This is a genomic window from Helicobacter aurati, assembly GCF_003364265.1.
GTDB lineage: Bacteria > Campylobacterota > Campylobacteria > Campylobacterales > Helicobacteraceae > Helicobacter_A > Helicobacter_A aurati.
The window spans coordinates 71,465-94,923 of the sequence record NZ_NXLW01000006.1 but is presented as its reverse complement, the minus strand read 5'-3'; the positions used below and the strand labels follow the sequence as shown (position 1 = coordinate 94,923).

Genomic DNA, 23,459 nt, shown 5'->3' with positions numbered 1-23,459 from the left:
ATTCCTTATTTCTTTTTTCTTGAAATGATTAATCTATCACTTGCTTTTTTACGTCTAGTTTTATATCCCTTTGTTGGCATACCCCAAGGTGAGACAGGATGTCCGCTAGATCCAGTTTTACCTTCACCACCACCATGCGGATGGTCAACTGGATTCATAGCACTGCCCCTAGTTTGAGGTCGAATACCCCTATGCCTATTACGTCCTGCTTTGCCAATAGAAATATTAATAAAATCTCCGTTACCAACAACTCCTATAGTAGCCATACATTCTTCTAAAACATAACGCATTTCGCCGCTAGGCATACGTAAAATAGTATATTTACCTTCCCTGCCCATAATTTGAGCATAGGAGCCAGCACTTCGAGCAATAGCACCACCAGCCTTTGGTTGTAATTCGATATTGTGTACAATAGTTCCAACAGGAATATTTTTAAGCTTCATTGCAAAACCAACCTTTATATCGAGTTCGCCTTCAGCTGCAAGCACCAGATCCCCTACCTTTAGCCCACTTGACTGAATAATATATCTCTTTTCGCCATCTACATAATTAATCAAGGCAATACGACAATTCCTATAAGGATCATACTCAATAGCACTAACTCTACCTTCAACATTGAACTTATCACGTTTAAAATCAATAATTCTATATAATTTTTTTGCTCCACCTGCTTTATGCCTGCTAGTGATCCTACCATTATTATTTCTTCCAGCATTTACAGCAAGCTTTGTAAGCAATCTTCGCACAGAAGGCTTAGCTGTAATATCATCTGAACTGAGATTAGACATAAATCTTCTACTAGGAGTATAAGGTTTATAAGTTTTAATTGGCATATCTTTCTCCTTAGTGATTACATAGAAAGCGAATCGACATTCGCACCTTCTGGAACCTTAACATAGAACTTTTTAAAATCTATTCTTCGCCCCATTTTATTTTTAAAACGTTTAGCTTTTCCTTCTTGTCGCAAGGAATTTATTTTAATGGGAGTAAAACCGAAATAACTTTTAAAAATTTCTTTAAGTTTGTTCTTTGTCATTCGCGTAGAAGTCTGCACAACTAACACACCTTTCTCTTTTAATTCTAAAGATTTCTCTGTGTATAAAATTGTTTTAATATCCGTTATATCTGCCATTTTTCTAACCTCTTTTTATGATTTCATCAAAAACAGCTTTTTCTATCACTACACTTCTGAACGTGGCTATAAGATAAGCATTCAACTCATTTGCATCAATTAAATAACAATCCTGTATATTACGAAACGCAAAAAAAGTCTTTTCATCGCTCATTTGCATAACAAATAACGTATTTTTTTGCTTAATTGCTTTAAATTTAGCGTAAGCATCTTTTGTTTTCCCGGTTGGAATTTTTAAAGAATCCACAATAAACAAAGCCTTGGAATCTGCTTTCTGCTTAAGGGCAAATTCTAGGGCTAGTTTTTTTTGCTTTTTATTGATCTTAAGATAATAATTTTTTATATTGCTAGGACCATGACTAACACCACCGCCCACAAATACAGGAGATGTGATACTTCCAGCTCTAGCTCTACCACCACCCTTTTGTGACCAAGGCTTCTTGCCTCCACCGCTAACCTTACCGCGAGTTTTCACTTGGGCATTATTTGCCCTAGTTTCAGCAAGATAAGACTTTACATATAAATAAAGATTATGCTCTTTGATTCCGTTATAACGTTCTGGTAGCTGTAGTACGTCAGTTTCTATCAGCCTATCATTTAATATAATTGCATGACTCATTATTGCCTCTTTTTCTCTAAAATAGTAATCTTTCCGTATGCCCCGTTATATCCTGATACAGAACCACTTAATACAAGAATATTGCTTTGTTTATCAAAAGAAACAACTTGACTTTGTACAGTGACATTATCGTCTCCATAATGTCCTGCCATTTTTTTCCCTGGTTGTACTCTACCCGGCCATTCTCTATTGCCAATAGATCCTAATCTTCTATGGAATCTACTTCCGTGACTGCTTGGACCGCCTTGAAAATTCCATCGTTTAATTGCCCCACTAAAACCTCTTCCTTTCGTTCTAAAAGTCGCTTTTAGTCTTACTCCTTCACTAAGGCAAGAAGTGTTGATATCGCCTTCTGTGGCTTGCTTAATGTTAAGTACTGCAAAACGGTTATATTCTTTAGTAAGATTATATTTTTTTTGATTTCCTTCAATACTTTTGTTAAAACATTTTCCCCGAGGATATGCAACAAGTGCCTTTCCTTCATGTATTTTACATATTTTTGTAGGTATAATTTTTAAAAGGGTAACGGCACGACTAGGTGCTACAATAGTTCTACTCATACCAATCTTTTGGACTATAAATTCCATCTTACTTAATCCTTACAGAATAAATTTAAAAATCTATAAATTCACAATTCTAAATTTCTAAGATTCCATTACTACTTGTCCATGGACATAACTTCAACGTCAACTTCTGGTGCCAAATCAAGCTTCATAAGACTATCAACGGTATCTCCTGTTGCTGACATAATATCTATCATTCTGCTATGTATTCTAATTTCAAATTGTTCTCTCGAGTCTTTATTAATATGTGGCGAACGCAATACTGTATATCTTCTTTTATGTGTTGGTAGAGGAATTGGTCCAATAATTTCCGATCCTGTCCGCTTTACCGCACTTACAATAGCAGCCACAGACCGATCAAGTACTCTGTGATCATAAGCCTTTAATCTTAGTCTAATTTTTTGCATAACCTTCCTTAACATCAATATGGCTAAAGATTTTAATGTATCTTAAATTGATTCTAAAATTTGAATGAATATTAACAAAAATCCCCCTGCAGAGTCAATATATTCTTTAAAATCTTGAAAATATTTATCCTTGATATAAGGAAATTTATACTGCTAAATTATTGCATGGGGCGTGAGCTGACTCAATGTGGTAATAACACAATAATGTGAAGATGCCGAATGCGTAAAACACTCATGTTGTCGTTGCAATAAAAACACTTTTTTTAATCCTGCGTTATGCCCAGCTTCCACGTCACTTAACTTATCGCCCACAATTATACAATCATCCATATCTAAGTTATATGCTCTTTTAGCCTCTAGTAACATACCGGGTGCAGGTTTTCTGCGACTTGAGTCACGAAATGATGGGCAAAAATAAATTTTATCAAGATAAAATCCTAATTTTTTATAAATACATTCCTGCATATAAGCACTCAACGCTAAAAATTCCTTAACCGTATAGAATCCACGTTCTATACCCGATTGATTAGTCACTACAATTAATTTATAATCATGTTGTTTAAATTTTGCAACACAGGGAAAAAAATCTTCATAGAATCTAAAATCCGCAATTTTATGCACATAACCTAAATCTTCGTTAATTACGCCGTCTCTATCAAAGAAAATCGCCTTTTGACACTGCATAAATTATCCTCATTCAAAAAACATTACCATTGTACTTTTTTATGTCGAATAGTGTCAAGATATATCTTATGATTCTTTTCTAGCATATTTCTTTCATTTTCTGGATGGTAAATATGATAAGCAATGCCATAGAATCTTAATCTGCGCATCTCTCCACCAGCAAATAAAAATCTCGCAACAAAATCACTGTCTTCTCGTCCCCAACCTATAAAATTCTCATTAAATCCTTTTATTCGCAAAAAGTCCGCTTTGTAAAACCCCATATTACAACCGCGAATGCCCCTAATCATCTCTTTCTTGTCGAAGTACCTAGAAGTAATCTTAGAAACTTTATATAAAAAAGCCGCTAAAGGTAAGATACGTCGAGCTTTCGCCTCTTTTGGTAAATAGACCGTATAGGAATTATCGATCAAGGCATAAGGAAAGCCATTTGTGTCAAATTCTTGTAGGTATGTCTTGGCTTGAGAATAATTTCTGATATATATATATATATATATATCAGAAATTATTTTTGGTACTTTGAAAAGAATACCTTTGCTTATTGGTTCACTAAGCATAATCCTTGAACCTTGTAATAATGTTCTCTGCTTAGCAAATTTCAAGTGATCGGCAATAAAATGAGATTCTAATATCATATCTCCATCAATAAGAATAATATATTCCCCTTTCGCACTAGATATAGCTTTATTTCTCACTTGCGCTAAACGAAACCCCTTATCTTCTTGCCACACATGCAAGAGAGGACAAGGAAAAATAGCTTGAAATAATTGTATTAGATCTTGTGTTTTTTCTGTGCTACCATCATCCGCAATAAGTACTTCATCAGGTAAAGGTTGTAATGCCAATACAGACAGGAGTACGAGACACAATCTTTCTTCTTGATTATAGGTAGTGATAATAAGAGAACAAGTTGGTTTATTGTTTATACTTTTCAGCATTGATTCCAAAACTTTCCACAATAATGATAAAAACGCTATCACAATATATTTTGTAATAATAAAAAGCATTATTTACACGTAATGCCTTTGACAAGGATATACAAAATCAATCAACTTCATATTGTTCAAAATAACAACTGCTGCTAAACGTCATAAATAACCACTCAATATCTCAATAGCTACTAACCCAAATGAGTCATCAAATTAAACATAACTACATTTGTCGTTTTTCCATAATATCCTTAGCAATATTATTTGGAACTTCCCCATAATGATCAAATTCCATACTGTATGTTCCACGACCCTGTGTCGCTGAACGCAAATCGGTAGAATAGCCAAACATTTCGGCTAATGGTACAAAAGCATTGACAATTTTTAACCCCATTCTATCATCCATCGCACTAATTTGTCCTCTTCTACGATTTAGATCTCCAATAACATCGCCCATATATTCTTCTGGCACTTCTACTTCTACTTTCATCATAGGCTCTAAAAGTACGGCATTCGCCTTACGACACGCGTCTTTAAACGCCATAGAGCCAGCGATTTTAAATGCCATTTCAGAAGAATCAACTTCATGGTACGTACCGTCGTAAAGTGTAACCTTGCAATCCACTACAGGATAACCAGCTAAGATACCGCTTTGCATTGCTTCCTGAATACCTTTATCCACAGCTGGAATATATTCTTTTGGAATGACTCCACCAGTAATCTCATTAACAAACTCATAACCCGAACCAGCCTCTTTTGGCTCCAGCTTAATGTGCACATGTCCATACTGCCCACGACCACCTGATTGCTTTGCATACTTGCATTCTTGGGTTACACTAGACCGAATAGTTTCACGGAATGCCACTTGAGGCTGCCCCACCTCGGCTTCCACACGAAATTCTCGCTTTAATCTATCTACAATAATTTCAAGATGTAATTCACCCATACCACCTATAAGCGTTTGTCCAGTCTCCTCGTGTGTGCTCACACGGAAACTTGGATCCTCTTCAGCTAACTTTCCAAGTGCCACTGCCATTTTTTCTTGATCAGCTTTAGTTTTAGGCTCTACTGCAATATGTATAACAGGTTCTGGAAATTCCATACGTTCCAAAACCACAGGATTCTTTTCATCACAAAGCGTATCCCCAGTTAAAGTTTCTTTTAGCCCAACAAAAGCACAAATCTCTCCAGCATAAACATCTTTGATATCTTCTCTTTTGTTTGAATGCATTTTTAGCAATCTTCCTACACGTTCCTTTTTGTTTTTAGTGGAGTTATATACATAACTACCAGACTCTAACATTCCACGATATACACGAACAAATGTCAGCTGTCCGACAAAAGGATCCGTCATAATCTTAAATGCAAGCCCAGCAAACTCACCGTTATCGGTAGATTCTACATAAATTTCAGAATCAGTTTTTGGATCAATGCCTTTTATTTCTGTAACTTCAGTAGGCGCAGGCAAATAATCTATAACAGCGTCAAGTAGTGTTTGCACTCCTTTATTCTTAAAACTAGAACCACAGAGCATAGGAATCAAACTCATATTATGACAACCAATTTTAATACCGCGTTTAATATCGTCTATACTTAATTCGATACCACTAAGATATTTTTCCATTAATGTTTCTTCTTGTTCGGCAGCAGATTCTAAGAGTTTTTCGCGATATTCATTCGCTTTATCTAGTAATTCTGCAGGTATTTCTTCAATATCATACTTTGCGCCCATAGATTCATCATTCCAGACAATAGCCTTCATTTGTAATAAATCAATAACGCCAATGAAAGAATCCTCTGAACCAATAGGAATACAAATTGGTACTGGATTGGCTTTCAACCTTTCTCTGATTTGTGATTCTACATTATAAAAATTTGCACCAATTCTATCCATCTTATTGACAAATACCATACGTGGAACACCGTATTTGTTTGCCTGTCTCCAAACTGTTTCGCTTTGTGGCTGCACACCGCCAACAGAACAAAACACTGCAATAGCACCGTCTAATACTCGCATGGAACGTTCCACTTCGATAGTAAAATCGACGTGTCCCGGAGTATCAATGAGATTAATCTGATAATCTTTCCAGAAGCAAGTCGTAGCAGCAGAAGTAATAGTAATGCCTCTTTCTTTTTCTTGCTCCATCCAATCCATAGTAGCCGCACCATCATGAACTTCTCCAATTTTATGGCTCACACCTGTATAAAATAAAATTCTTTCTGAAGTAGTTGTCTTACCCGCATCGATATGCGCAGCTATACCGATATTACGTATCCGATTAAGCGGAGTTTTTCTAGCCATTCTTACCCCTTAATTACCAACGATAATGTGCAAATGCTTTATTAGCTTCTGCCATTTTATGCACGTCTTCTTTTTTCTTAAATGCAGCACCCTTATCATTTGCTGCATCTATTAATTCATTTGCCAACCTTTCAACCATCGTTCGTTCGTTTCTTTTTCGTGTTGCCTCTAAGAGCCATCTAATAGACAGGCTTTGTTGTCTTTCTGGTCGTACCTCCACAGGCACCTGATAGGTAGCACCTCCTACTCTCCTACTCCTCACTTCCACAAGAGGGCGAATATTTGCTAAAGCTTTTTCAAAAACTTCGATACCTTTCTCTCCGTTTTTTTCTTGGATTCTATTAAAAGTAGCATAGATAATTTTTTCAGCTACGCTTCTTTTACCGTCATACATCATTTTATTGATAAATTTAGTTACAACTTTATTATTATAGATTGGATCGCCTAAAACTTCTCTAATTGGTGCTCTTCTTCTTCTCATTAAATCACTGCTCCTATTTTAAAATTATTTTTTTGTTTCTTTTGCCCTTTTAGCACCATATTTACTGCGAGACACGGAACGTTTAGCAACTCCTGCTGTATCTAATGCTCCGCGGATAATATGGTATTTTACGCCTGGTAAATCTTTAACACGTCCGCCTCGCACAAGTACAATAGAGTGCTCCTGCAAATTATGTCCGATACCTGGTATATAACTAATCACCTCGAATTTGCTTGTCAAACGAACTTTCGCTACTTTTCTAATTGCAGAATTAGGTTTTTTTGGAGTAGTAGTATAAACCCTTGTACAAACTCCCCTTCGCTGTGGACACTCTGCCAATGCCGGCGACTTTGTTTTCTTGACAATCTTCTTTCTTTCTCGACGAATTAACTGGTTAATTGTTGGCACACATACATCCTTAATGCTAAATTTTAAAAAAATATCTTGCTATTATACTCAAAGTATAGAAAATATATTTATAAACTTTCCTTATTATGTTTAATCAACATATCTTTTCCTTTATATAATCCTGTTCCGACTGGAATCATACGACCCAAAACAACATTTTCTTTTAAATCTTCCAAAAAATCTTTTTTTGCTGCAATACTTGCTTCGGTCAATACCTTAGTAGTTTCTTGGAAAGAAGCCGCAGAAATAATAGAGTCGCTACTGATAGCAGCCCTTGTAATCCCAAGTAATACAGGCTCGGCTATAGCAGGATTACGACCTTGTTGTAATATTTTTTCATTTTCCTCTCTAAAATATCGCTTGCTTACTAAATCGCCTTCAATAAACTTAGTGTCTCCACTATCCAAAATTTTAACTTGTCGCAGCATCTGTGAAACAATAATCTCTATATGTTTATCAGCAATACTTACGCCTTGTCTGCGATAGACTTGTTGCACCTCACTCACAATATACTTATGCAATTCTTTCTCACCGTTAATTCGCAAAATATCGTGACTACTCATAATACCATCACTTAACATTTCGCCAGCATGTACAAATTCACCTTCGCGTACAAGAATTTGTTTTGATTTGTCGATTAAATATTCTGTTTTTCTACCGTCATCTGCAGTAATAGTAATTCTCTCTTTGCCACGCACAACCTTACCAAAACTCACATATCCATCAATTTCAGCTAATACCGCTATATCCTTTGGTTTCCTAGCTTCAAAAAGTTCAGATACGCGAGGCAAACCGCCAGTAATATCTTTGGATTTAATTGTGGCTTTAGGGACCTTTACAAGTACATCAGCAATTTGTACCTCTGCCCCATCGTCAATCAAAAGAACACTTTTTGGCTCTAAATTATAAGTTTGCTCTTTACCATTAGAATCAATGACCATAATTGCTGGCTTATAACCCTGTGGAATATACTCTTGCACAGTAAGCGATTTAATATGTGTTTTTTCATCTTCTTTCTCGATTACGGTTGTGCCTGCTACAATATCTTGATATTTTACCGTTCCAGCTATATCGGAAATTACTAAAGTATTGTAAGCATCCCAAGAAGCAATAAGACAATCTTTCTGACTATTTTTACTTGCTAGCTTTGTAATTTTACTAACTTGCTCATTGTCTTTAACTTCTATTTTAGATCCTCTAGCAATATAATGCCTGCAAGCCTCTCTATCATCGGAATCTGCTATAACGGCAAAAAGACCTTTTTCATTCACAACCATGCCCTCTACAACATCTCTAAAACGTTCAAGCTGGTCAGAATGCAATCTATAATACTTCACAATGCCATCAGCTTTTGCATAAATATCTTGTGGTACTGGCTCGTTATCATTAATGTGTAACTGACTAGCATGGGGGATTCTATTGGGAATATTCCATCCGTCTTTTATAATATCTGCAATACTACCGCCTTCCTTTACCTCATATCCGCTTTCATGCGGAATATAAATTTTTCCTTCAATCTTTCCGATAACACCCGCTAATTCTCTTGGAGTGGCAATATCATTTTTGTTAAGTTCGTATTTTTTTTCTTGTTTATCTCCTTTCAGAATCAAAATTATTCTGTCGTGCACATTCTCAATTTGTAGGATTCCACTAAATGGGGCTTTAATTTTCGGTTCAACAAGCAAAATGGAAGCATTTCTTCTATTAGAAATAATGGTTTTACCCTCTCTGCTAATGTAAGGTTCAATATTATAATAACGAATAAAACCTTCTTTTTCTGCGATAACTTGGCTTTCTTCTTGACTTCTACTAGCAGTTCCACCAACGTGAAAAGTTCGCAATGTAAGCTGCGTACCAGGCTCACCAATCGATTGTGCCGCTATAATACCCACAGCATCACCTGACACGCTCATTTTACCTTCACCGAGATTCAGTCCGTAACACTTTGCACAAATACCGCGTGGTGCCTTACAAGTCGTAGAAGTACGGATATTGACAGAACGTACGCCTGCATTTTTAATTTGTTCAGCAATCTCTTCATTAATTAACTTGCCCTCATGGACTAACACTTCACGCGTAATCGGATCGTGAACTTCTGTGGCCGTTACGCGACCAACAATCCGTTCTTGCAACGGCTCAATCATTTCATTTCCAACCGCAATATCAGTGATTTCTACGCCCTCATGTGTACCGCAATCCTCTACCGTAATTTTAACATTTTGACTTACATCAATGAGTTTTCTTGTAAGATAACCAGCATTTGCAGTTTTAAGTGCAGTATCTGCTAAACCCTTCCTAGCGCCGTGCGTAGAAGTAAAGTACTCTAAGACATTTAATCCCTCTTTGAAATTAGAGATAATTGGTGTCTCAATAATGCTGCCATCTGGCTTTGCCATAAGTCCGCGCATTGCTGATAATTGTCTAATTTGAGTCGCACTTCCTCGAGCACCAGAATCAGCCATCATATAGATGGGATTAAAACCCCCATTATCTTGCTCTATGATTTTCATCATCTCCTTTGCCATTCTATCGTTTGTTTCAGTCCAAATATCAATGATTTTATTGTATCTTTCCTGTGTCGTAAGCACACCTTGTTCTGCCTGAATTTGAATCTGTCTTACTTTTTCTTTAGAATCTTCAACCATCTTTTGCTTAGATTCCGGGATAATAATATCTGCAGCAGAAATAGAAATTCCTGCTTTTGTAGCATACTTGAATCCTAAATCCTTGAGATTATCAAGAAAAGTAGCAGTTAAACCTACGCCGCCTTCCTTATAAACACAATCAATTAGATTAGAGATATCCTTTTTCTTCAAAACGCGATTCCAAAGATGTGGCAAAACAAAGCTCGGCAATATCGACTTAATAAGCATCCTACCCGCAGTAGTGGTTACAACATGCCTATCGATTACAACGCGAATCACACTATTAATGTCAAGCTCACCAAATTCAAGGGCAACAGCAATTTCATTAAAGTTTGCAAATAATTTATGTTCGCCCTTAGAATCAGATTTCTCGAGACTTAGATAATAAAGCCCCAAAACCATATCTTGGCTTGGGACTACCACTGGTTTACCGCTTGCTGGCAATAAAATGTTCATAGAACTCAACATGAGGATTTTGCATTCCGCAATAGCCTCTTTAGTTAAGGGAATATGCACAGCCATTTGATCTCCATCAAAATCAGCATTGAATGCCGAACAAACAAGAGGATGCAGTTGAATAGCCTTTCCATCGATAAGCTTAGGATGAAAAGCCTGTATGGACTGCTTATGCAAAGTAGGTGCTCGATTGAGCATTATAGGATACCCCTCAATGATTTCTTGCAAACACTCCCAAACTTCATTGGATTTTTGATCTATCATCTTTTTGGCTTGTTTGATATGCTTTGCATACCCTTTCTCCTCAAGTTTGGCAAGCAAATGTGGCTTAAAAAGCTCGATAGCCATGTTTTTGGGCAATCCGCATTGATCCATTCGCAGATTTGGACCTACAACAATAACACTTCGCCCAGAGAAATCTACACGTTTACCCAATAGATTCTGTCTAAATCTACCTTGTTTTCCTTTGATAATTTCAGAAAGAGACTTAAGTGGACGTTTATTCGCTCCTTTAACCGCGTTAGAATTTCGCCCATTGTCAAATAAAGCATCTACAGATTCTTGCAACATTCTTTTCTCATTGCGTACAATAATCTCTGGCGCATCCAACTCAATCAATCGTTTTAGTCTTTGGTTACGATTAATCACGCGTCGATACAAATCGTTTACATCGCTAACTGCAAATTTTCCTCCATCAAGGGCGACAAGCGGACGTAAATCAGGCGGCAATACAGGCAATACACTAAGCATCATCCATTCGGGACGATTCCCTGAATTAAGAAAGCTTTCTACAACCTTTAATCGTTTAACAAGAATTTTTTTCTTTGCCTCTGAACTTGTAGCTGCAATATCTGCCTTTAACGACTGCAATAACGCAACTAAGTCCAACTCCTCTAACAAATCCTTGACTGCTTCGCCGCCCATTTGCGCTTCAAAGCCTGTATGCTCAAAACGTCCGTTAATATTTTTAAATTGTTCTTCATTCAGCACGTCATATTTCATAACCCTTTTTGTAGATTCGTTGTCATAAAAAGCTTCTCCTGCATTTTTCACAATATATGCCTCATAATACAGCACTCTTTCTAAGTCTTTCATTTTTACTCCAATAAGAGTGCCTATACGGCTTGGCAAGGAACTTACGTACCAAATATGTGCAACAGGTGTTACAAGCTCAATATGTCCCATGCGCGAACGTCTAACTTTCGCAGTAGTTACTTCAACCCCACATTTTTCACACACTATATCCTTATAACGCCCTTTCTTGTATTTGCCACATTGACATTCATAGTCACGTACTGGTCCAAATATCTTTGTGCAAAATAATCCATCTCGTTCAGGTTTAAGCGTACGATAATTTATTGTCTCTGGTTTTTTTACTTCACCCCTACTCCATGAACGAATCTTTTCTGGGCTAGCCAAAACAAGTTGAAAGGCATTAAAATCTTTGGGTCTTTCCCTTTCATCTTCACTAACAACGAGCGGTTTACTCACACCATATTCATCTACTTTATCTCCATAAACATTAACATCAAGGGCTAAGGATTGCAGCTCTTTTGTAAGAACATAAAAAGTCTCCGGAATTGCAGAATCTCCAACAGGAAATCCCTTAGTAATAGCCTCATAAGCTTCTTTTCTACCATTAACATCGTCTGATTTTATAGTAAGCATTTCTTTGAGCGTATGCGCAGCACCATAAGCTTCTAATGCCCAAACTTCCATTTCTCCAAATCGTTGTCCGCCAAACAATGCCTTTCCTCCAACAGGCTGTTGTGTTACCAATGAATAAGGTCCCGTACTTCTTGCATGTACCTTTTCATCCACTAAATGATGCAATTTAAGCATATACATATAACCGACGTTAACACGTTCTTTAATTTTTTCACCGGTTCTACCGTCATAAAGAGTAGTTTTACCATCGGTGTCAATTTTTGCCATCTCAAAAAGCCTATCAAACTTTTCTTGAGAAATTCCCTCAAATACTGGAATGGCAAACTTCACGCCATTACTCCAATCTCTGGCATAAGCTAGAATCTCTTCCTCGCTTGCCTTATGCAATATATCAATAATACCTTGTTCTTCGTTGACTACTTGAGCAATTTCCAACAATTTGGCTTTAAGATTTGCGCTAAATTTATACTGCGAATCTTTTAATTGCTGCTCAATCTGCTCTCCCAAACGTTTGCCAACAAGCCCCAAATGCACTTCGAGAATTTGTCCTATATTCATACGACTTGGCACACCTAAAGGATTCAAAACAATATCTACTGGCTCACCGTCCGCAGTGTATGGCATATCCACTGCAGGAACAATATTGCTTACTATGCCTTTGTTTCCGTGTCGCCCTGCCATTTTATCTCCAACTTTGAGTTTACGTTTAGTGGCAATATAAATTTTTACAAGTTTCACAACACCATTTGGCAAAATATCGTCTTTCTCTAAAATAGAGAGTTTTTCTTCATGCTCTACACCCAATACTCTTTTCTGCTCCAAGAAATTATTCTTGATTTGTTCATATTGGTCTTGAATCTTCTTTGAATAACTTTTAATAAGTGTATTAAGCGCAAACCGATTGATGTCTTCTAGCTCTCCCTTAGGAATCAACTCCCCTTTTTGAAAAAACTTATCATTAATCTTTGCTTCAGCACTTAAAGGCTCTTTAGACAACATAAATGAAATTCGTAGCATTTCTTCTTTGTTGAGCATAGTAAGCTGTTCATGATGTTCTATATCAAGACTTGATTTCTCTTCTTCATAAGCCCTTCGTGCTCTTGCATCTTTTTCATAGCCTTTCTTTGTAAAAATTTTTACATCAACGACATAGCCTTCCATACTTTGTGGGCAATATAAGGATTTGTTAACAACATGTCCCGCTTTTTCACCAAAAATAGCGCGCAATAACCTTTCTTCTGGTGTTGGTTTAACATCTCCTTTTGGTGTTACTTTGCCTACCAAAATCATGCCACCAGTTACATAAGTTCCAATTTTAACAATCCCACTTTCGTCAAGGTGTAAAATATCTTCTTCTCTTGTATTGGGAATATCCGTGGTAATTTCTTCTACACCATGCTTCAATTCTCTGGCTTCAATTTCTTTTTCATAAATATGAATCGAAGTAAATGCATCATCTTTAATGAGTTTTTCGCTAACCACAATCGCATCCTCAAAGTTATATCCATTCCAAGGCATGAAAGCTACACGAATATTTTTGCCCAATGCCAATTCGCCATTATCCATACTTGGACCATCAGCAATAATTTGTCCGGATTCAATTTTATCTCCTATTTTTACAATAGGACGTTGAGTGAAGCTTGTATTTTGGTTAGTGCGCATATTTTTCTGCATTGAATAGCTATCGATATAAGCACCGTTCTCGTTTTCACCTAGAATATAGATATTTTTACCATCGACTTTTTCTATTATTCCCGATTGTTTTGCCTTAATGGCTTCCCAAGAATCTCTTGCTATCACGCCTTCGATACCAGTTCCAACGATTGGTGCATCTGGCTTCAATAATGGAACCGCTTGACGTTGCATATTAGACCCCATAAGGGCACGGTTTGCGTCATCATGCTCTAAAAAAGGAATGAGTGAAGCAGCAACACCCACAAGCATTCTGGGGCTTAAATCAATAAGCTCTACTTCCCCTGCCTTTCGTAGAGAAATCTCACCGCCGCAACGAGTTTCTATCAATCCTTCAGTAATTTTGCCTTTGGAATCTATTTGTGTGCTAGCTGGTGCAATAATCTTGCCATCCTCTTGTGTGGCAGTTAGATAAACAATTTCATCGGTTACTCTACCGTCTATAACCTTTTTGTAGGGAGATTCAATAAACCCCAAATCGTTGACTCGTGTGTAAGTTGAAAGTGTATTGATTAATCCAATATTCTGCCCCTCTGGTGTTTCAATAGGACAAATTCTACCGTAATGTGTAGGATGTACATCTCTTGCTTCAAACCCCACTCTTTCTTTTACAAGTCCTCCTTCACCAAGTGCAGATAATCTCCTCTTGTGCGTAATTTCAGATAGTGGATTAGTCTGATCCATAAACTGCGATAGCTGTCCGCTAGCAAAAAATTCCATAATTGTGCTAGTAATCATTTTAGAGCTTATTAAATCATGTGGCATAACGTTATCAAATGAAGTTTGCTGGGTAAGCTTATCTTTAATAGACTTTTGCATTTTAACAAGTCCAGTATGCAACTCATTTGCTAGCAACTCTCCAATGGCACGAATTCTTCTGTTCCCCAAGTGATCTCTATCATCAATTCTCCCTTTGCCATTACGAACCTGCATAAGATATTTTACAGTCTCAATAATATCATTGTAAGTCAAAACTGTAATATACTCTGGAATATCAAGATTGAGTTTATGATTCATTTTCATACGACCAACACCCGTTAAATCATAACGAGATGGATCAAAAAATAACTGCTCAATAAATTTCTTTGCTACCTCTTTAGTTACAGGTTCAGCTGGACGCATTACCTTGTATATCCTAATTGCAGCCAAATCACTTTCATTGTCTATTTTTTCAGTTTGTCGAATAACCTTAAGACTTTCCATATCAGCAAGGAAGGAATTGATGATAGAATTATCATAACCCGGCGCGGCATCGTTAATAACCTTAAATTCTTTAATCTTCAAATCAGTGATTTTTTTGAGATTTGTTTCGTTTAAAATTGTAAGTGAATCTAGAATGACTTCACCCGTATCTGGATGATATAAAGGCTCTGCAAGATACGACATCATAAGATTTTGGGTATAGTATTCGACTTTATCATATTTGATGTTCTTTTCTTTTAAGTCTTTTATGCGTTTATTATTAAGCCTTTTCCCAGCAGGCAAAATAACTTGTCCTTTTTCGTTTTTTAAATCATACTCAAGGCTACCTTCTAAATTAAGAAGCTCAAAAGGAATAAAAAACTTGTTGTCTTTAGTGCTTACACTAAGAATGGGGTAAAACATTTGAATAATCTGTTGTTTGCTATAACCCAATGCCCTAAAAAGAATAGTAACAGGCATTTTTCGACGTTTATTGATTCTTACGTACATAATGTCCTTTGTATCATATTCAAAATAAAGCCATGCGCCCATATTAGGAATAATTTGCCCTGTATAGATTAATTTACTCGCCGAAGTATTCGACTCTTCTTCTTTAAAAATTACACCAGGACTTCTATGCAACTGATTCACAACCACTCTTTCTACACCATTAATAATAAAAGACACGCGGTCAGTCATTAGAGGGATTTCACGGACATAAATAGTTTGCTCCTTAATATCCTTTACCCCTATTTGCTCTCCTTTTTCATCTTTGTCCCATAGAATCAAGCGAATTTTAATCTTAAGTGGGATAGAATAAGTAAGTCCTCTTATCATTGTCTCCAAGATAGTATATTTTTGTTTGCCAAACTCACAACCAACATATTCTAACGTGACTCGTCCTACAGAATCCTGAATGGGAAATATAGACCTCAAAACTCTTTCTATGCCACTTTCCTTGCCATTATCAGAATACAAGAAAGAATCATAACTAGCTTTTTGCAGCATTAATAAATTAGGAACGTCCAATTCTTTTTGATTCTTAGAAAAATCAACTCTTAGTCTAGTGTTTGTCAATCTTTTGCCCATAACTGCAACCTTTTACTCATTATTAAACCAAATACTCTATATGCCCTATCTCACACAATAAAGCATATAGAATACTCTAAAAAGCATTTCTGCTTAAAATAAGTTCGTTTCATGGCTTTGTTTAAATCAAGCCACGCGCTACTGTCAAATAGAATTATTTTATTTCTACTTTTGCACCAGCATCCTCAAGCTTTTTCTTAAAATTCTCTGCATCTTCCTTGCTTATCGCTTCTTTAAGGGTATTAGGTGTCTTTTCTGTGGCATCCTTAGCCTCTTTTAAGCCTAAACCTGTAATTTCACGAACGGCTTTAATAACATTAATTTTATTAGCACCTGCATCAAGCAAGATTACATCAAATTCTGTTTTTTCATCAGCTGGAGCAGCACTACCTGCTGCCGCTGCTCCGGCAACGATAGTAGGGGCGGCACTTACGCCAAATTTCTCCTCAAAAGCTTTCACAAGCTCGGATAATTCTAAAACAGACAAACTACCAATATACTCTAATACTTCTTCTTTTGAAATTGCCATACTAAGCTCCTTGTTCTTCTTTTTGTTTTTTCAAATTGTCTAATGCAGTAACGAAATAACGTGCTGGTGCTGTCCACACTGAAAGCAACATACCAATCAATTCCTCTTTACTTGGTAATTTCGAAACAGCTTCAATATGCTTTGAATCTACTATTTCACCATCAAAATAACCAAATTTGACTTTAAACCATTCGCTGTGTGATTCTTGAAATTTATAAACCACTTTTGCAAGCGAAATTTGATCATTAGCCCAGATATAAATGTTTGTATTTTTTAACTCGGATGGCAAATAACCGGCTTCCTTCAAAGCAATACTGGCAAGTTTATTTTTTATCACTTGCACTTGAATATCTGCTTTCTTAGAATCTTTACGAAGTAGCTCTAAGTGTTTAACACTCAAACCTTTATAATCACAAATAATCATAGCACTCGCATTTTTAAAGCTTTCTGTCAAATGCACAACCAAATCTTTTTTGTCTTTCCGTGTCATATTTCCTCCTTTCAGACATCTAACCTATACGGGGTAATTTTTAAGCTTACGCCCCAGTAGTCTTCAGTCCCAAGATAAAGCTTGTAACCAAAATAGAAAAACAGATTCTCTAAAATTTTCTTTTCTTGATTGCATAAGTTCTATAATTATTTAATATTTTAAACCCATTATTTGATATCCATAAGTTCTTGAGAATCTAACTTGACAGACGGACTCATGGTTAAAGAGAGATTGCTTGAGCGAATATACTTACCCTTAGCGGTGCTTGGTTTTAATCGATTAATCGTTTTAATAAATTGCACAAGATTGTCGAGAATTTTATCCTCGGTAAAACTCGCCTTTCCAATAGGACTATGAATATTTCCCTTTTTATCTACGCGAAAGTTAACCTGTCCACTTTTTGCATTATGAACAGCCCTCGCAATATCCAAAGTTACAGTGCCTGTTTTTGGATTCGGCATGATTCCTTTTGGACCTAAGATTCTACCAACTTTACCAACAAAAGGCATCATATCGGGTGTAGCAATCACTATATCGAAAGCTATATTGCCAGCCTTAATGCTTTCAACCAAATCTTCATCACCAACAATATCTGCGCCAGCATTACGTGCCTCATCAGCTTTTAAATCCTTGGCAAATACAGCAACACTTACCTTTTTTCCTGTTCCATGTGGTAAAACTACTGCGCCACGAATCATTTGATCTGCATGGCGAGGATCGACACCTAGCCTCAAGCTTACTTCAATAGTCTCATCAAATTTTGCTGAAGCTAAAGATTTTACGGTATTTATGGCAGATTGCATATCATACAATCTATTGCAATCAATTTTTTGCGATAAAAGTTGTAATCTCTTCGAAAGTTTATTTTTTTTCATTAGACATTCTCCACAAATTAATCTACTATTTCGACACCCATACTTCTAGCACTCCCAGCAACTATTCGCTTTGCTTCCTCAATATCAGAAGTGTTTAAATCTTCTAATTTTATCCTAGCAATATCTTCCAATTGTGCCTGTGTAAGTTTAGCCACTTTGTTTTTCAAAGGATTATCAGAACCTTTGCTGATTTTTGTATTTGCTTTAATCAAATCGGTGACCGGTGGTTTTTTCGTAATAAAGGTAAAACTTTTATCTTGGTAAACTGTAATAATAACAGGTATATTAAAATTGCCCATATCCTTAGTTCTTTCATTAAAAGCCTTACAAAACTCCATGATGTTAACACCTCGTTGCCCAAGAGCAGGACCAACAGGAGGTGAAGGATTGGCTTTGCCAGCTGGAATCTGCAATTTTAATTCGCCTACAATTTTTTTCGCCATATCTTAATCCTTTATAAATTAAACTAAATCTTATTTTTATAGCCTATCAAATAAAATATATCAACTCAATTTACTTGGGCATACTTAACTAAAATCTTTTTCTACTTGAGCATCATTAATTTCTATTGGAGTATTTCGACCAAAGATAGAAACATTGAGAGTAAGCTTTTTATTTTGCATATCATAGCTTTCTACAATACCCGTAAAATTAGCGAATGGACCTTCTGTAATTCGAATAACCTCTCCAGTGGTAAAAGAAACCTTTGGTCGAGGTGCGGGTCTATTCTGAACTTTATCCAAAATATTATTAATGTCATTATCATTCAAAGGAGTAGGTTTTTTACTTTCTCCAATAAATCTGCCCACCCTTGGCAATGATTGAATCATATGCCATAGCTCTGTATCTAAATTGATATGCACAAAAACATATCCTGGATAAATACTTCTTTGTATAGTTTTTTTCTTTCTATCTTTGATTTCGAAAATATCTTCAGTTGGAACAACAATATCTTTTAAACGATGTTTTGCATTATTTTGTTCAATAAGATTCTCAATAGCCTTTTTGACTGATTGTTCACTCCCAGAATAGGTCTGTATTGCATACCATTCAAATTCCATGCTATTCCCTCCGTGCCTAAGATATTGTATTTCCTACTATAAAGCCCAAAATGACGTTTACTAGTGCTAAAAACAAAGTAATCACGGTTACAACTACTGCCACAGAAATATAGGCATTACGTATTTGCTCTTTAGTAGGAAATATAACTTTTCCTAGTTCTTCTTTAGCTTCTCTATAATATTTCATTAATTTCATTTAACAGAACCTTTGGAATCATTCTTCTGTTTTGTTTAGATTCTAAAACATTACAATTCTAAACATTCAAAAATTATTTGGCAGGTCAGGAAGGATTCGAACCCTCAACACTCGGTTTTGGAGACCGATGCTCTAACCATTGGAGCTACTGACCTTTTATACCCAAAATTTTATGAAATACTTTGTTTCATAAAATTTTCTAATAGCAATTAAATTAGCTAGTTTTTAACTTTACTTCTTTATGCAAAGTGTGCTTATTTAATCTTGGGCAGAACTTTTTAAGCTCCAGTTTTTCCGTGTTTGTTTTCATGTTTTTTGTAGTGCTATAATTAATATCACCACATTCTGAACATTTTAGTCCAATTTTTATTATATTTCCTTTTGCCATATTGAGACCCTCAACCTTAATGACATCTACTCAATAATATTAGTTACCGCACCTGCACCAACTGTCTTTCCACCCTCACGAATGGCAAACCTTGTGCCTAGCTCTAATGCGATAGGGTTGAGTAACTCAACCGTAATTTTCAGATTATCACCTGGCATAACCAAATCTGTTCCCTCAGGTAAAAGTATTGTGCCTGTAACATCTGTAGTTCTTACATAAAATTGTGGGCGATAATTATTGTGGAAAGGAGTATGTCTACCACCCTCTTCTTTCTTGAGCACATAAATTTCAGCCTCAAATTTTTTATGTGGAGTAATTGAACCAGGCTTGCAAAGCACCATGCCCCTTTCAACCTCTTCCTTCTTTGTTCCTCTTAAAAGTACGCCTACATTGTCACCTGCTTCACCTTGATCCATCTCTTTGCGAAACATTTCGACACCTGTAACAGTTGTTTTCTGTGTATCGCGTATCCCAACTATCTCTACTTCATCGCCTACTTTTACAATACCTCTTTCGATTCTACCTGTAACAACCGTTCCACGACCAGCAATAGAAAAAACATCTTCAACCGGCATAAGAAATGTCTTCTCTATATCTCTCTTGGGTGTAGGTATATACGTATCCACTGCTTCCATAAGTTTCAGAATCTTTTCGCCCCATTCACCTACATTACCTGCCTTAGCCTCTTCAAGAGCTTTCAATGCAGAACCACCAACGATTGGCGTATCATCTCCCGGAAACTCATACTCATTCAATAAATCACGTACTTCCATTTCTACTAATTCGAGCAATTCTGGGTCATCAAGCATATCTTGCTTATTCAAGAAAACAACAATATAAGGAACACCAACCTGACGAGACAAAAGAATATGTTCTCTTGTTTGTGGCATAGGACCATCAGAAGCTGATACAACCAAAATGGCTCCGTCCATTTGCGCAGCACCTGTAATCATATTTTTTACATAATCTGCATGACCAGGACAATCTACATGCGCATAGTGTCTATTTTCTGTCTCATATTCAATATGGGAGGTTGCTATAGTGATACCTCTTTCTTTCTCTTCTGGAGCATTATCTATATTGTCATAATCCTTAAGTTCTGCTAAACCTTTGGTGGCTAAAACAGCCGATATTGCTGCACTTAATGTTGTTTTACCATGATCGACATGCCCAATTGTTCCCACATTCACATGTGGCTTATTTCTATTAAACTTTTCTTTAGCCATAATCGTCTCCTAATTAAATTAACAAACTAAATTTTAATTATCACAAACAAAACTGGAGCCCATAAGCGGGATTGAACCGCCGACCTCTTCCTTACCAAGGAAGTGCTCTGCCGCTGAGCTATATGGGCAAAACTTACAATCTAAGCTATAAAGATATTGTGTTATATGTGATAAATTCTTGAAGAAACTCAAAATTAATCAGCTCCCAGTTATCCCTAATTTATTTCTAGGTATTAAATATACTTAAAGAATATGGAGCGGGAAACGGGGCTCGAACCCGCGACCCTCAGCTTGGAAGGCTGATGCTCTAGCCAACTGAGCTATTCCCGCAAAATTCTATAATAATCCGAGTGGTGGTGAGTCGTGGATTCGAACCACGGAAGTCATGGACAGCAGATTTACAGTCTGCCCTCGTTGGCCACTTGAGTAACTCACCACAAAAACCGGTCAAACACTGAATCTATAATACTATCTCAAAAACAGAGAAGCTACATGGAGCTGGTTAAGGGACTCGAACCCCCGGCCTGCTGCTTACAAGGCAGCTGCTCTACCAACTGAGCTAAACCAGCAAAACAACATTGTAAAAATAAAACTAGAATTATAGAGAAAAAAGTTGCTAAAGTCAAGCAAAATAAACAAAAACACAAATATTAGTATTAACAATATACTATCATGTGCCATAACTATCTAATATTTATATCTCACTTTCTACGTATAAAACCTAAACATGGGAAAAATTGCCATATCATTATTGACATCTTGTATTTAAAATGAAGTTAAAGATACTGCCTGCCTTGCATAACTAGCAGATTTATAGGAATCCTTAGCCAATTCTATAACTCTATAGGCGGTTGGCGATTCTAAGAGTTTTTTTGTCAACAAGTGATTTAATCTGTGGCTACCCGCGAAAGAAAAATAACCCCCAATAAAATGCATGCCGAGCAAACACATATCACCAAGTGCGTCCAAAATTTTATGTCGTACAAATTCCTCTTTATAACGAAGTCCGCCTTTATTGAGTATTTTGTTTTTATCTAGCACAATACAATTATCAAAATTTCCACCGAGTCCTAACCCCATAGCACGCAACTGGTTGACTTCATGTAAAAAACCAAAGGTTCTAGCACGTGCAATCTCCTCCTTATAACGTTGCGTAGTAAAAGTAAAATTGTAATGTTGTTCGCGAATTGCTTGATGTGGGAATCTGATTTTAAAATCAAAAACCATGTCCTGATTTGGTTCTAAACGCACAAATTTATCTCCGTCTTCCACTGCGACGTTTTCAACAATCTCAATAATTTTTTTGGGCATTTCCAACTCTTGAATGCCTGCTTCCTCCAACAACATACAAAAGCCAATGCTAGAACCATCCATAATCGGCACTTCTTCATTGTCAAGAACAATACGTAAGTTATCAATACCATAAGCATAAATACTAGAAAGCAGATGTTCAATTGTAGAGACCTTATCCCCATTTTTACCTATTACGGTTGCCATTGTTGTATCGATAACGTTTTCTATGCAAAGTGGAATACTTGTGCCACTATCACTACGGTAAAAAATAATACCGCTATTGCTAGGCAATGGCTCTAAAGTCATTTTTACTGGCACACCCTTATGTAACCCAATACCTACAAGCTCAATGCGTTTTGCAATAGTCCTTTGATTCATTTAGAACTCCTTATTAAGCTAATTATACTCCGTAAGTGTTATGACCCTTATTGTAGCATTTTCTATAAAAATCATTCTTACTTCGTTATTCTCCTTTAAACTTTCAAGCATTTTCCTTTCCAAATTTATGCCCTGCAAACTAATTCTTCCCATAGTAAACTGTCTGATAATGATATACTCGCCTAAACATTCCAATGTCCCTTCACATTTTCCGTATATCTCTAAATTTCCATAACTTCTAATAAATGCTCCGGCATTAATACCTCTAAGAAAAACATTATGCGATCGCAATACAAGTTCCTCTCCGCTTCGAATAGGACGTTTAAAAATTTTACACGGTAAGAGGCTAGAATCTGCAACAACAGAAAAAATATTATCTTGATTATGACTAGCATCCATAGCGTTTGTATCTGCATGCCGTGATGTATAAACAACCTTTTCCTCTTCATTATTGTCGTCAACAATAAAAGACATAGCTTTATACGTCTTATTATAGGATATGGCAGCATTCGAAACAGAATCTAGCGACGTTATAGAATCTTTTAACGCATTGATTGATTGAAAACATTGTTGATTCTGAATAATGAAATAGTTAATTTGTAACTCTCGCAGTAAGGATTCCACTTCTTGATTTGGCATCACATGAAAAGCCAAACAATGATTTTGCAATAAATCCCTATTATGTTGAATATAGCGCAAAATCTCCTGTGTCGTTCCTTCCTGAAACTCAAAAATTGTCATTCGCCTTTGTCTTGTTTTAACCATT

At 36.4% G+C, this 23,459-nt stretch carries 20 protein-coding genes, 5 tRNA genes and 1 pseudogene; all 26 read right to left on the bottom strand.

The window, feature by feature from the left end; all coding sequences use genetic code 11:
* Nucleotides 1-5: 5 nt before the first annotated feature.
* Nucleotides 6-833: a 50S ribosomal protein L2 gene (gene rplB, locus CQA66_RS04535; protein WP_104763560.1), complete on the bottom strand. Its 828-nt coding sequence runs from the start codon at nucleotides 831-833 to the stop codon at nucleotides 6-8.
* A 17-nt stretch (nucleotides 834-850) separates the two neighbouring features.
* Complete coding sequence (locus tag CQA66_RS04530; protein ID WP_104763559.1) at nucleotides 851-1,132, bottom strand: 50S ribosomal protein L23; 282 nt, start codon at nucleotides 1,130-1,132, stop codon at nucleotides 851-853.
* A gap of 4 nt (nucleotides 1,133-1,136) precedes the next feature.
* Nucleotides 1,137-1,751, bottom strand: coding sequence for a 50S ribosomal protein L4 (gene rplD / locus CQA66_RS04525; RefSeq protein WP_104763558.1), 615 nt, complete (start codon nucleotides 1,749-1,751; stop codon nucleotides 1,137-1,139).
* Nucleotides 1,751-2,338 carry a 50S ribosomal protein L3 gene (gene rplC, locus CQA66_RS04520; RefSeq protein ID WP_104763557.1) on the bottom strand — a complete coding sequence of 196 codons (588 nt, stop codon included), beginning with the start codon at nucleotides 2,336-2,338 and terminating at the stop codon, nucleotides 1,751-1,753. The genes rplD and rplC overlap by 1 nt, the downstream gene beginning before the upstream one ends.
* Nucleotides 2,339-2,409: 71 nt before the next feature.
* Nucleotides 2,410-2,721 (bottom strand): 30S ribosomal protein S10, encoded by a 312-nt coding sequence (rpsJ, locus tag CQA66_RS04515; RefSeq protein ID WP_104763556.1) that lies wholly within the window; start codon nucleotides 2,719-2,721, stop codon nucleotides 2,410-2,412.
* Nucleotides 2,722-2,874: 153 nt separating this feature from the next.
* Nucleotides 2,875-3,405: a D-glycero-alpha-D-manno-heptose-1,7-bisphosphate 7-phosphatase gene (locus CQA66_RS04510; protein WP_104763555.1), complete on the bottom strand. Its 531-nt coding sequence runs from the start codon at nucleotides 3,403-3,405 to the stop codon at nucleotides 2,875-2,877.
* Nucleotides 3,406-3,428: 23 nt separating this feature from the next.
* Nucleotides 3,429-4,316 (bottom strand): annotated as a pseudogene (locus tag CQA66_RS04505) (glycosyltransferase family 2 protein); the annotation flags it as partial.
* 241 nt (nucleotides 4,317-4,557) lie between these two features.
* Nucleotides 4,558-6,636: an elongation factor G gene (gene fusA, locus CQA66_RS04500; RefSeq protein ID WP_104763553.1), complete on the bottom strand. Its 2,079-nt coding sequence runs from the start codon at nucleotides 6,634-6,636 to the stop codon at nucleotides 4,558-4,560.
* Nucleotides 6,637-6,649: 13 nt separating this feature from the next.
* Nucleotides 6,650-7,117 (bottom strand): 30S ribosomal protein S7, encoded by a 468-nt coding sequence (rpsG, locus tag CQA66_RS04495; RefSeq protein ID WP_104763552.1) that lies wholly within the window; start codon nucleotides 7,115-7,117, stop codon nucleotides 6,650-6,652.
* Between the two features lie 24 nt (nucleotides 7,118-7,141).
* Nucleotides 7,142-7,525, bottom strand: coding sequence for a 30S ribosomal protein S12 (gene rpsL, locus CQA66_RS04490; RefSeq protein WP_104763551.1), 384 nt, complete (start codon nucleotides 7,523-7,525; stop codon nucleotides 7,142-7,144).
* 68 nt (nucleotides 7,526-7,593) lie between these two features.
* Entirely contained in the window at nucleotides 7,594-16,257 is an 8,664-nt protein-coding gene (locus CQA66_RS04485) for a DNA-directed RNA polymerase subunit beta/beta' (RefSeq protein ID WP_104763550.1), read from the bottom strand.
* 154 nt (nucleotides 16,258-16,411) lie between these two features.
* Nucleotides 16,412-16,786, bottom strand: coding sequence for a 50S ribosomal protein L7/L12 (gene rplL, locus CQA66_RS04480; protein WP_104763549.1), 375 nt, complete (start codon nucleotides 16,784-16,786; stop codon nucleotides 16,412-16,414).
* A 1-nt stretch (nucleotide 16,787) separates the two neighbouring features.
* Nucleotides 16,788-17,276: a 50S ribosomal protein L10 gene (gene rplJ, locus CQA66_RS04475; RefSeq protein WP_104763548.1), complete on the bottom strand. Its 489-nt coding sequence runs from the start codon at nucleotides 17,274-17,276 to the stop codon at nucleotides 16,788-16,790.
* A 167-nt stretch (nucleotides 17,277-17,443) separates the two neighbouring features.
* A complete protein-coding gene (gene rplA, locus CQA66_RS04470; RefSeq protein ID WP_104763547.1) occupies nucleotides 17,444-18,151 on the bottom strand; it encodes a 50S ribosomal protein L1 in 708 nt (235 codons plus the stop codon).
* A 17-nt stretch (nucleotides 18,152-18,168) separates the two neighbouring features.
* Nucleotides 18,169-18,594, bottom strand: coding sequence for a 50S ribosomal protein L11 (gene rplK, locus CQA66_RS04465; RefSeq protein WP_104763546.1), 426 nt, complete (start codon nucleotides 18,592-18,594; stop codon nucleotides 18,169-18,171).
* 84 nt (nucleotides 18,595-18,678) lie between these two features.
* Nucleotides 18,679-19,212 (bottom strand): transcription termination/antitermination protein NusG, encoded by a 534-nt coding sequence (gene nusG, locus CQA66_RS04460; RefSeq protein WP_104763545.1) that lies wholly within the window; start codon nucleotides 19,210-19,212, stop codon nucleotides 18,679-18,681.
* A 16-nt stretch (nucleotides 19,213-19,228) separates the two neighbouring features.
* On the bottom strand, nucleotides 19,229-19,408 hold the full coding sequence (gene secE, locus CQA66_RS04455) for a preprotein translocase subunit SecE (RefSeq protein WP_104763544.1): 180 nt from the start codon (nucleotides 19,406-19,408) through the stop codon (nucleotides 19,229-19,231).
* 78 nt (nucleotides 19,409-19,486) lie between these two features.
* A tRNA-Trp gene (locus CQA66_RS04450) sits at nucleotides 19,487-19,563 on the bottom strand.
* Between the two features lie 59 nt (nucleotides 19,564-19,622).
* Nucleotides 19,623-19,796 (bottom strand): 50S ribosomal protein L33, encoded by a 174-nt coding sequence (gene rpmG / locus CQA66_RS04445; protein ID WP_104763543.1) that lies wholly within the window; start codon nucleotides 19,794-19,796, stop codon nucleotides 19,623-19,625.
* Nucleotides 19,797-19,822: 26 nt separating this feature from the next.
* The gene (gene tuf, locus CQA66_RS04440; RefSeq protein ID WP_104763542.1) at nucleotides 19,823-21,022 is read right to left on the bottom strand and encodes an elongation factor Tu; all 1,200 of its coding nucleotides are present in this window, start codon (nucleotides 21,020-21,022) and stop codon (nucleotides 19,823-19,825) included.
* A 53-nt stretch (nucleotides 21,023-21,075) separates the two neighbouring features.
* A tRNA-Thr gene (locus tag CQA66_RS04435) sits at nucleotides 21,076-21,150 on the bottom strand.
* Nucleotides 21,151-21,275: 125 nt separating this feature from the next.
* A tRNA-Gly gene (locus CQA66_RS04430) sits at nucleotides 21,276-21,352 on the bottom strand.
* A 21-nt stretch (nucleotides 21,353-21,373) separates the two neighbouring features.
* Nucleotides 21,374-21,458: transfer RNA gene (locus CQA66_RS04425), tRNA-Tyr, on the bottom strand.
* Between the two features lie 57 nt (nucleotides 21,459-21,515).
* Nucleotides 21,516-21,591 (bottom strand) — tRNA-Thr (locus CQA66_RS04420).
* A gap of 196 nt (nucleotides 21,592-21,787) precedes the next feature.
* Nucleotides 21,788-22,693 (bottom strand): UDP-3-O-acyl-N-acetylglucosamine deacetylase, encoded by a 906-nt coding sequence (gene lpxC, locus CQA66_RS04415; protein ID WP_104763541.1) that lies wholly within the window; start codon nucleotides 22,691-22,693, stop codon nucleotides 21,788-21,790.
* Between the two features lie 18 nt (nucleotides 22,694-22,711).
* On the bottom strand, nucleotides 22,712-23,458 hold the full coding sequence (locus CQA66_RS04410; protein ID WP_104763540.1) for a hypothetical protein: 747 nt from the start codon (nucleotides 23,456-23,458) through the stop codon (nucleotides 22,712-22,714).
* Nucleotide 23,459 lies beyond the last annotated feature (1 nt).

Coding starts and splice junctions, on each gene's coding strand:
- rplB (WP_104763560.1), bottom strand. CDS start 833: ATGCCAATTAAAACTTATAAACCTTATACTCCTAGTAGAAGATTTATG.
- CQA66_RS04530 (WP_104763559.1), bottom strand. CDS start 1,132: ATGGCAGATATAACGGATATTAAAACAATTTTATACACAGAGAAATCT.
- rplD (WP_104763558.1), bottom strand. CDS start 1,751: ATGAGTCATGCAATTATATTAAATGATAGGCTGATAGAAACTGACGTA.
- rplC (WP_104763557.1), bottom strand. CDS start 2,338: ATGGAATTTATAGTCCAAAAGATTGGTATGAGTAGAACTATTGTAGCA.
- rpsJ (WP_104763556.1), bottom strand. CDS start 2,721: ATGCAAAAAATTAGACTAAGATTAAAGGCTTATGATCACAGAGTACTT.
- CQA66_RS04510 (WP_104763555.1), bottom strand. CDS start 3,405: ATGCAGTGTCAAAAGGCGATTTTCTTTGATAGAGACGGCGTAATTAAC.
- fusA (WP_104763553.1), bottom strand. CDS start 6,636: ATGGCTAGAAAAACTCCGCTTAATCGGATACGTAATATCGGTATAGCT.
- rpsG (WP_104763552.1), bottom strand. CDS start 7,117: ATGAGAAGAAGAAGAGCACCAATTAGAGAAGTTTTAGGCGATCCAATC.
- CQA66_RS04485 (WP_104763550.1), bottom strand. CDS start 16,257: ATGGGCAAAAGATTGACAAACACTAGACTAAGAGTTGATTTTTCTAAG.
- rplL (WP_104763549.1), bottom strand. CDS start 16,786: ATGGCAATTTCAAAAGAAGAAGTATTAGAGTATATTGGTAGTTTGTCT.
- rplJ (WP_104763548.1), bottom strand. CDS start 17,276: ATGACACGGAAAGACAAAAAAGATTTGGTTGTGCATTTGACAGAAAGC.
- rplA (WP_104763547.1), bottom strand. CDS start 18,151: ATGAAAAAAAATAAACTTTCGAAGAGATTACAACTTTTATCGCAAAAA.
- rplK (WP_104763546.1), bottom strand. CDS start 18,594: ATGGCGAAAAAAATTGTAGGCGAATTAAAATTGCAGATTCCAGCTGGC.
- nusG (WP_104763545.1), bottom strand. CDS start 19,212: ATGGAATTTGAATGGTATGCAATACAGACCTATTCTGGGAGTGAACAA.
- secE (WP_104763544.1), bottom strand. CDS start 19,408: ATGAAATTAATGAAATATTATAGAGAAGCTAAAGAAGAACTAGGAAAA.
- rpmG (WP_104763543.1), bottom strand. CDS start 19,796: ATGGCAAAAGGAAATATAATAAAAATTGGACTAAAATGTTCAGAATGT.
- tuf (WP_104763542.1), bottom strand. CDS start 21,022: ATGGCTAAAGAAAAGTTTAATAGAAATAAGCCACATGTGAATGTGGGA.
- lpxC (WP_104763541.1), bottom strand. CDS start 22,693: ATGAATCAAAGGACTATTGCAAAACGCATTGAGCTTGTAGGTATTGGG.
- CQA66_RS04410 (WP_104763540.1), bottom strand. CDS start 23,458: ATGGTTAAAACAAGACAAAGGCGAATGACAATTTTTGAGTTTCAGGAA.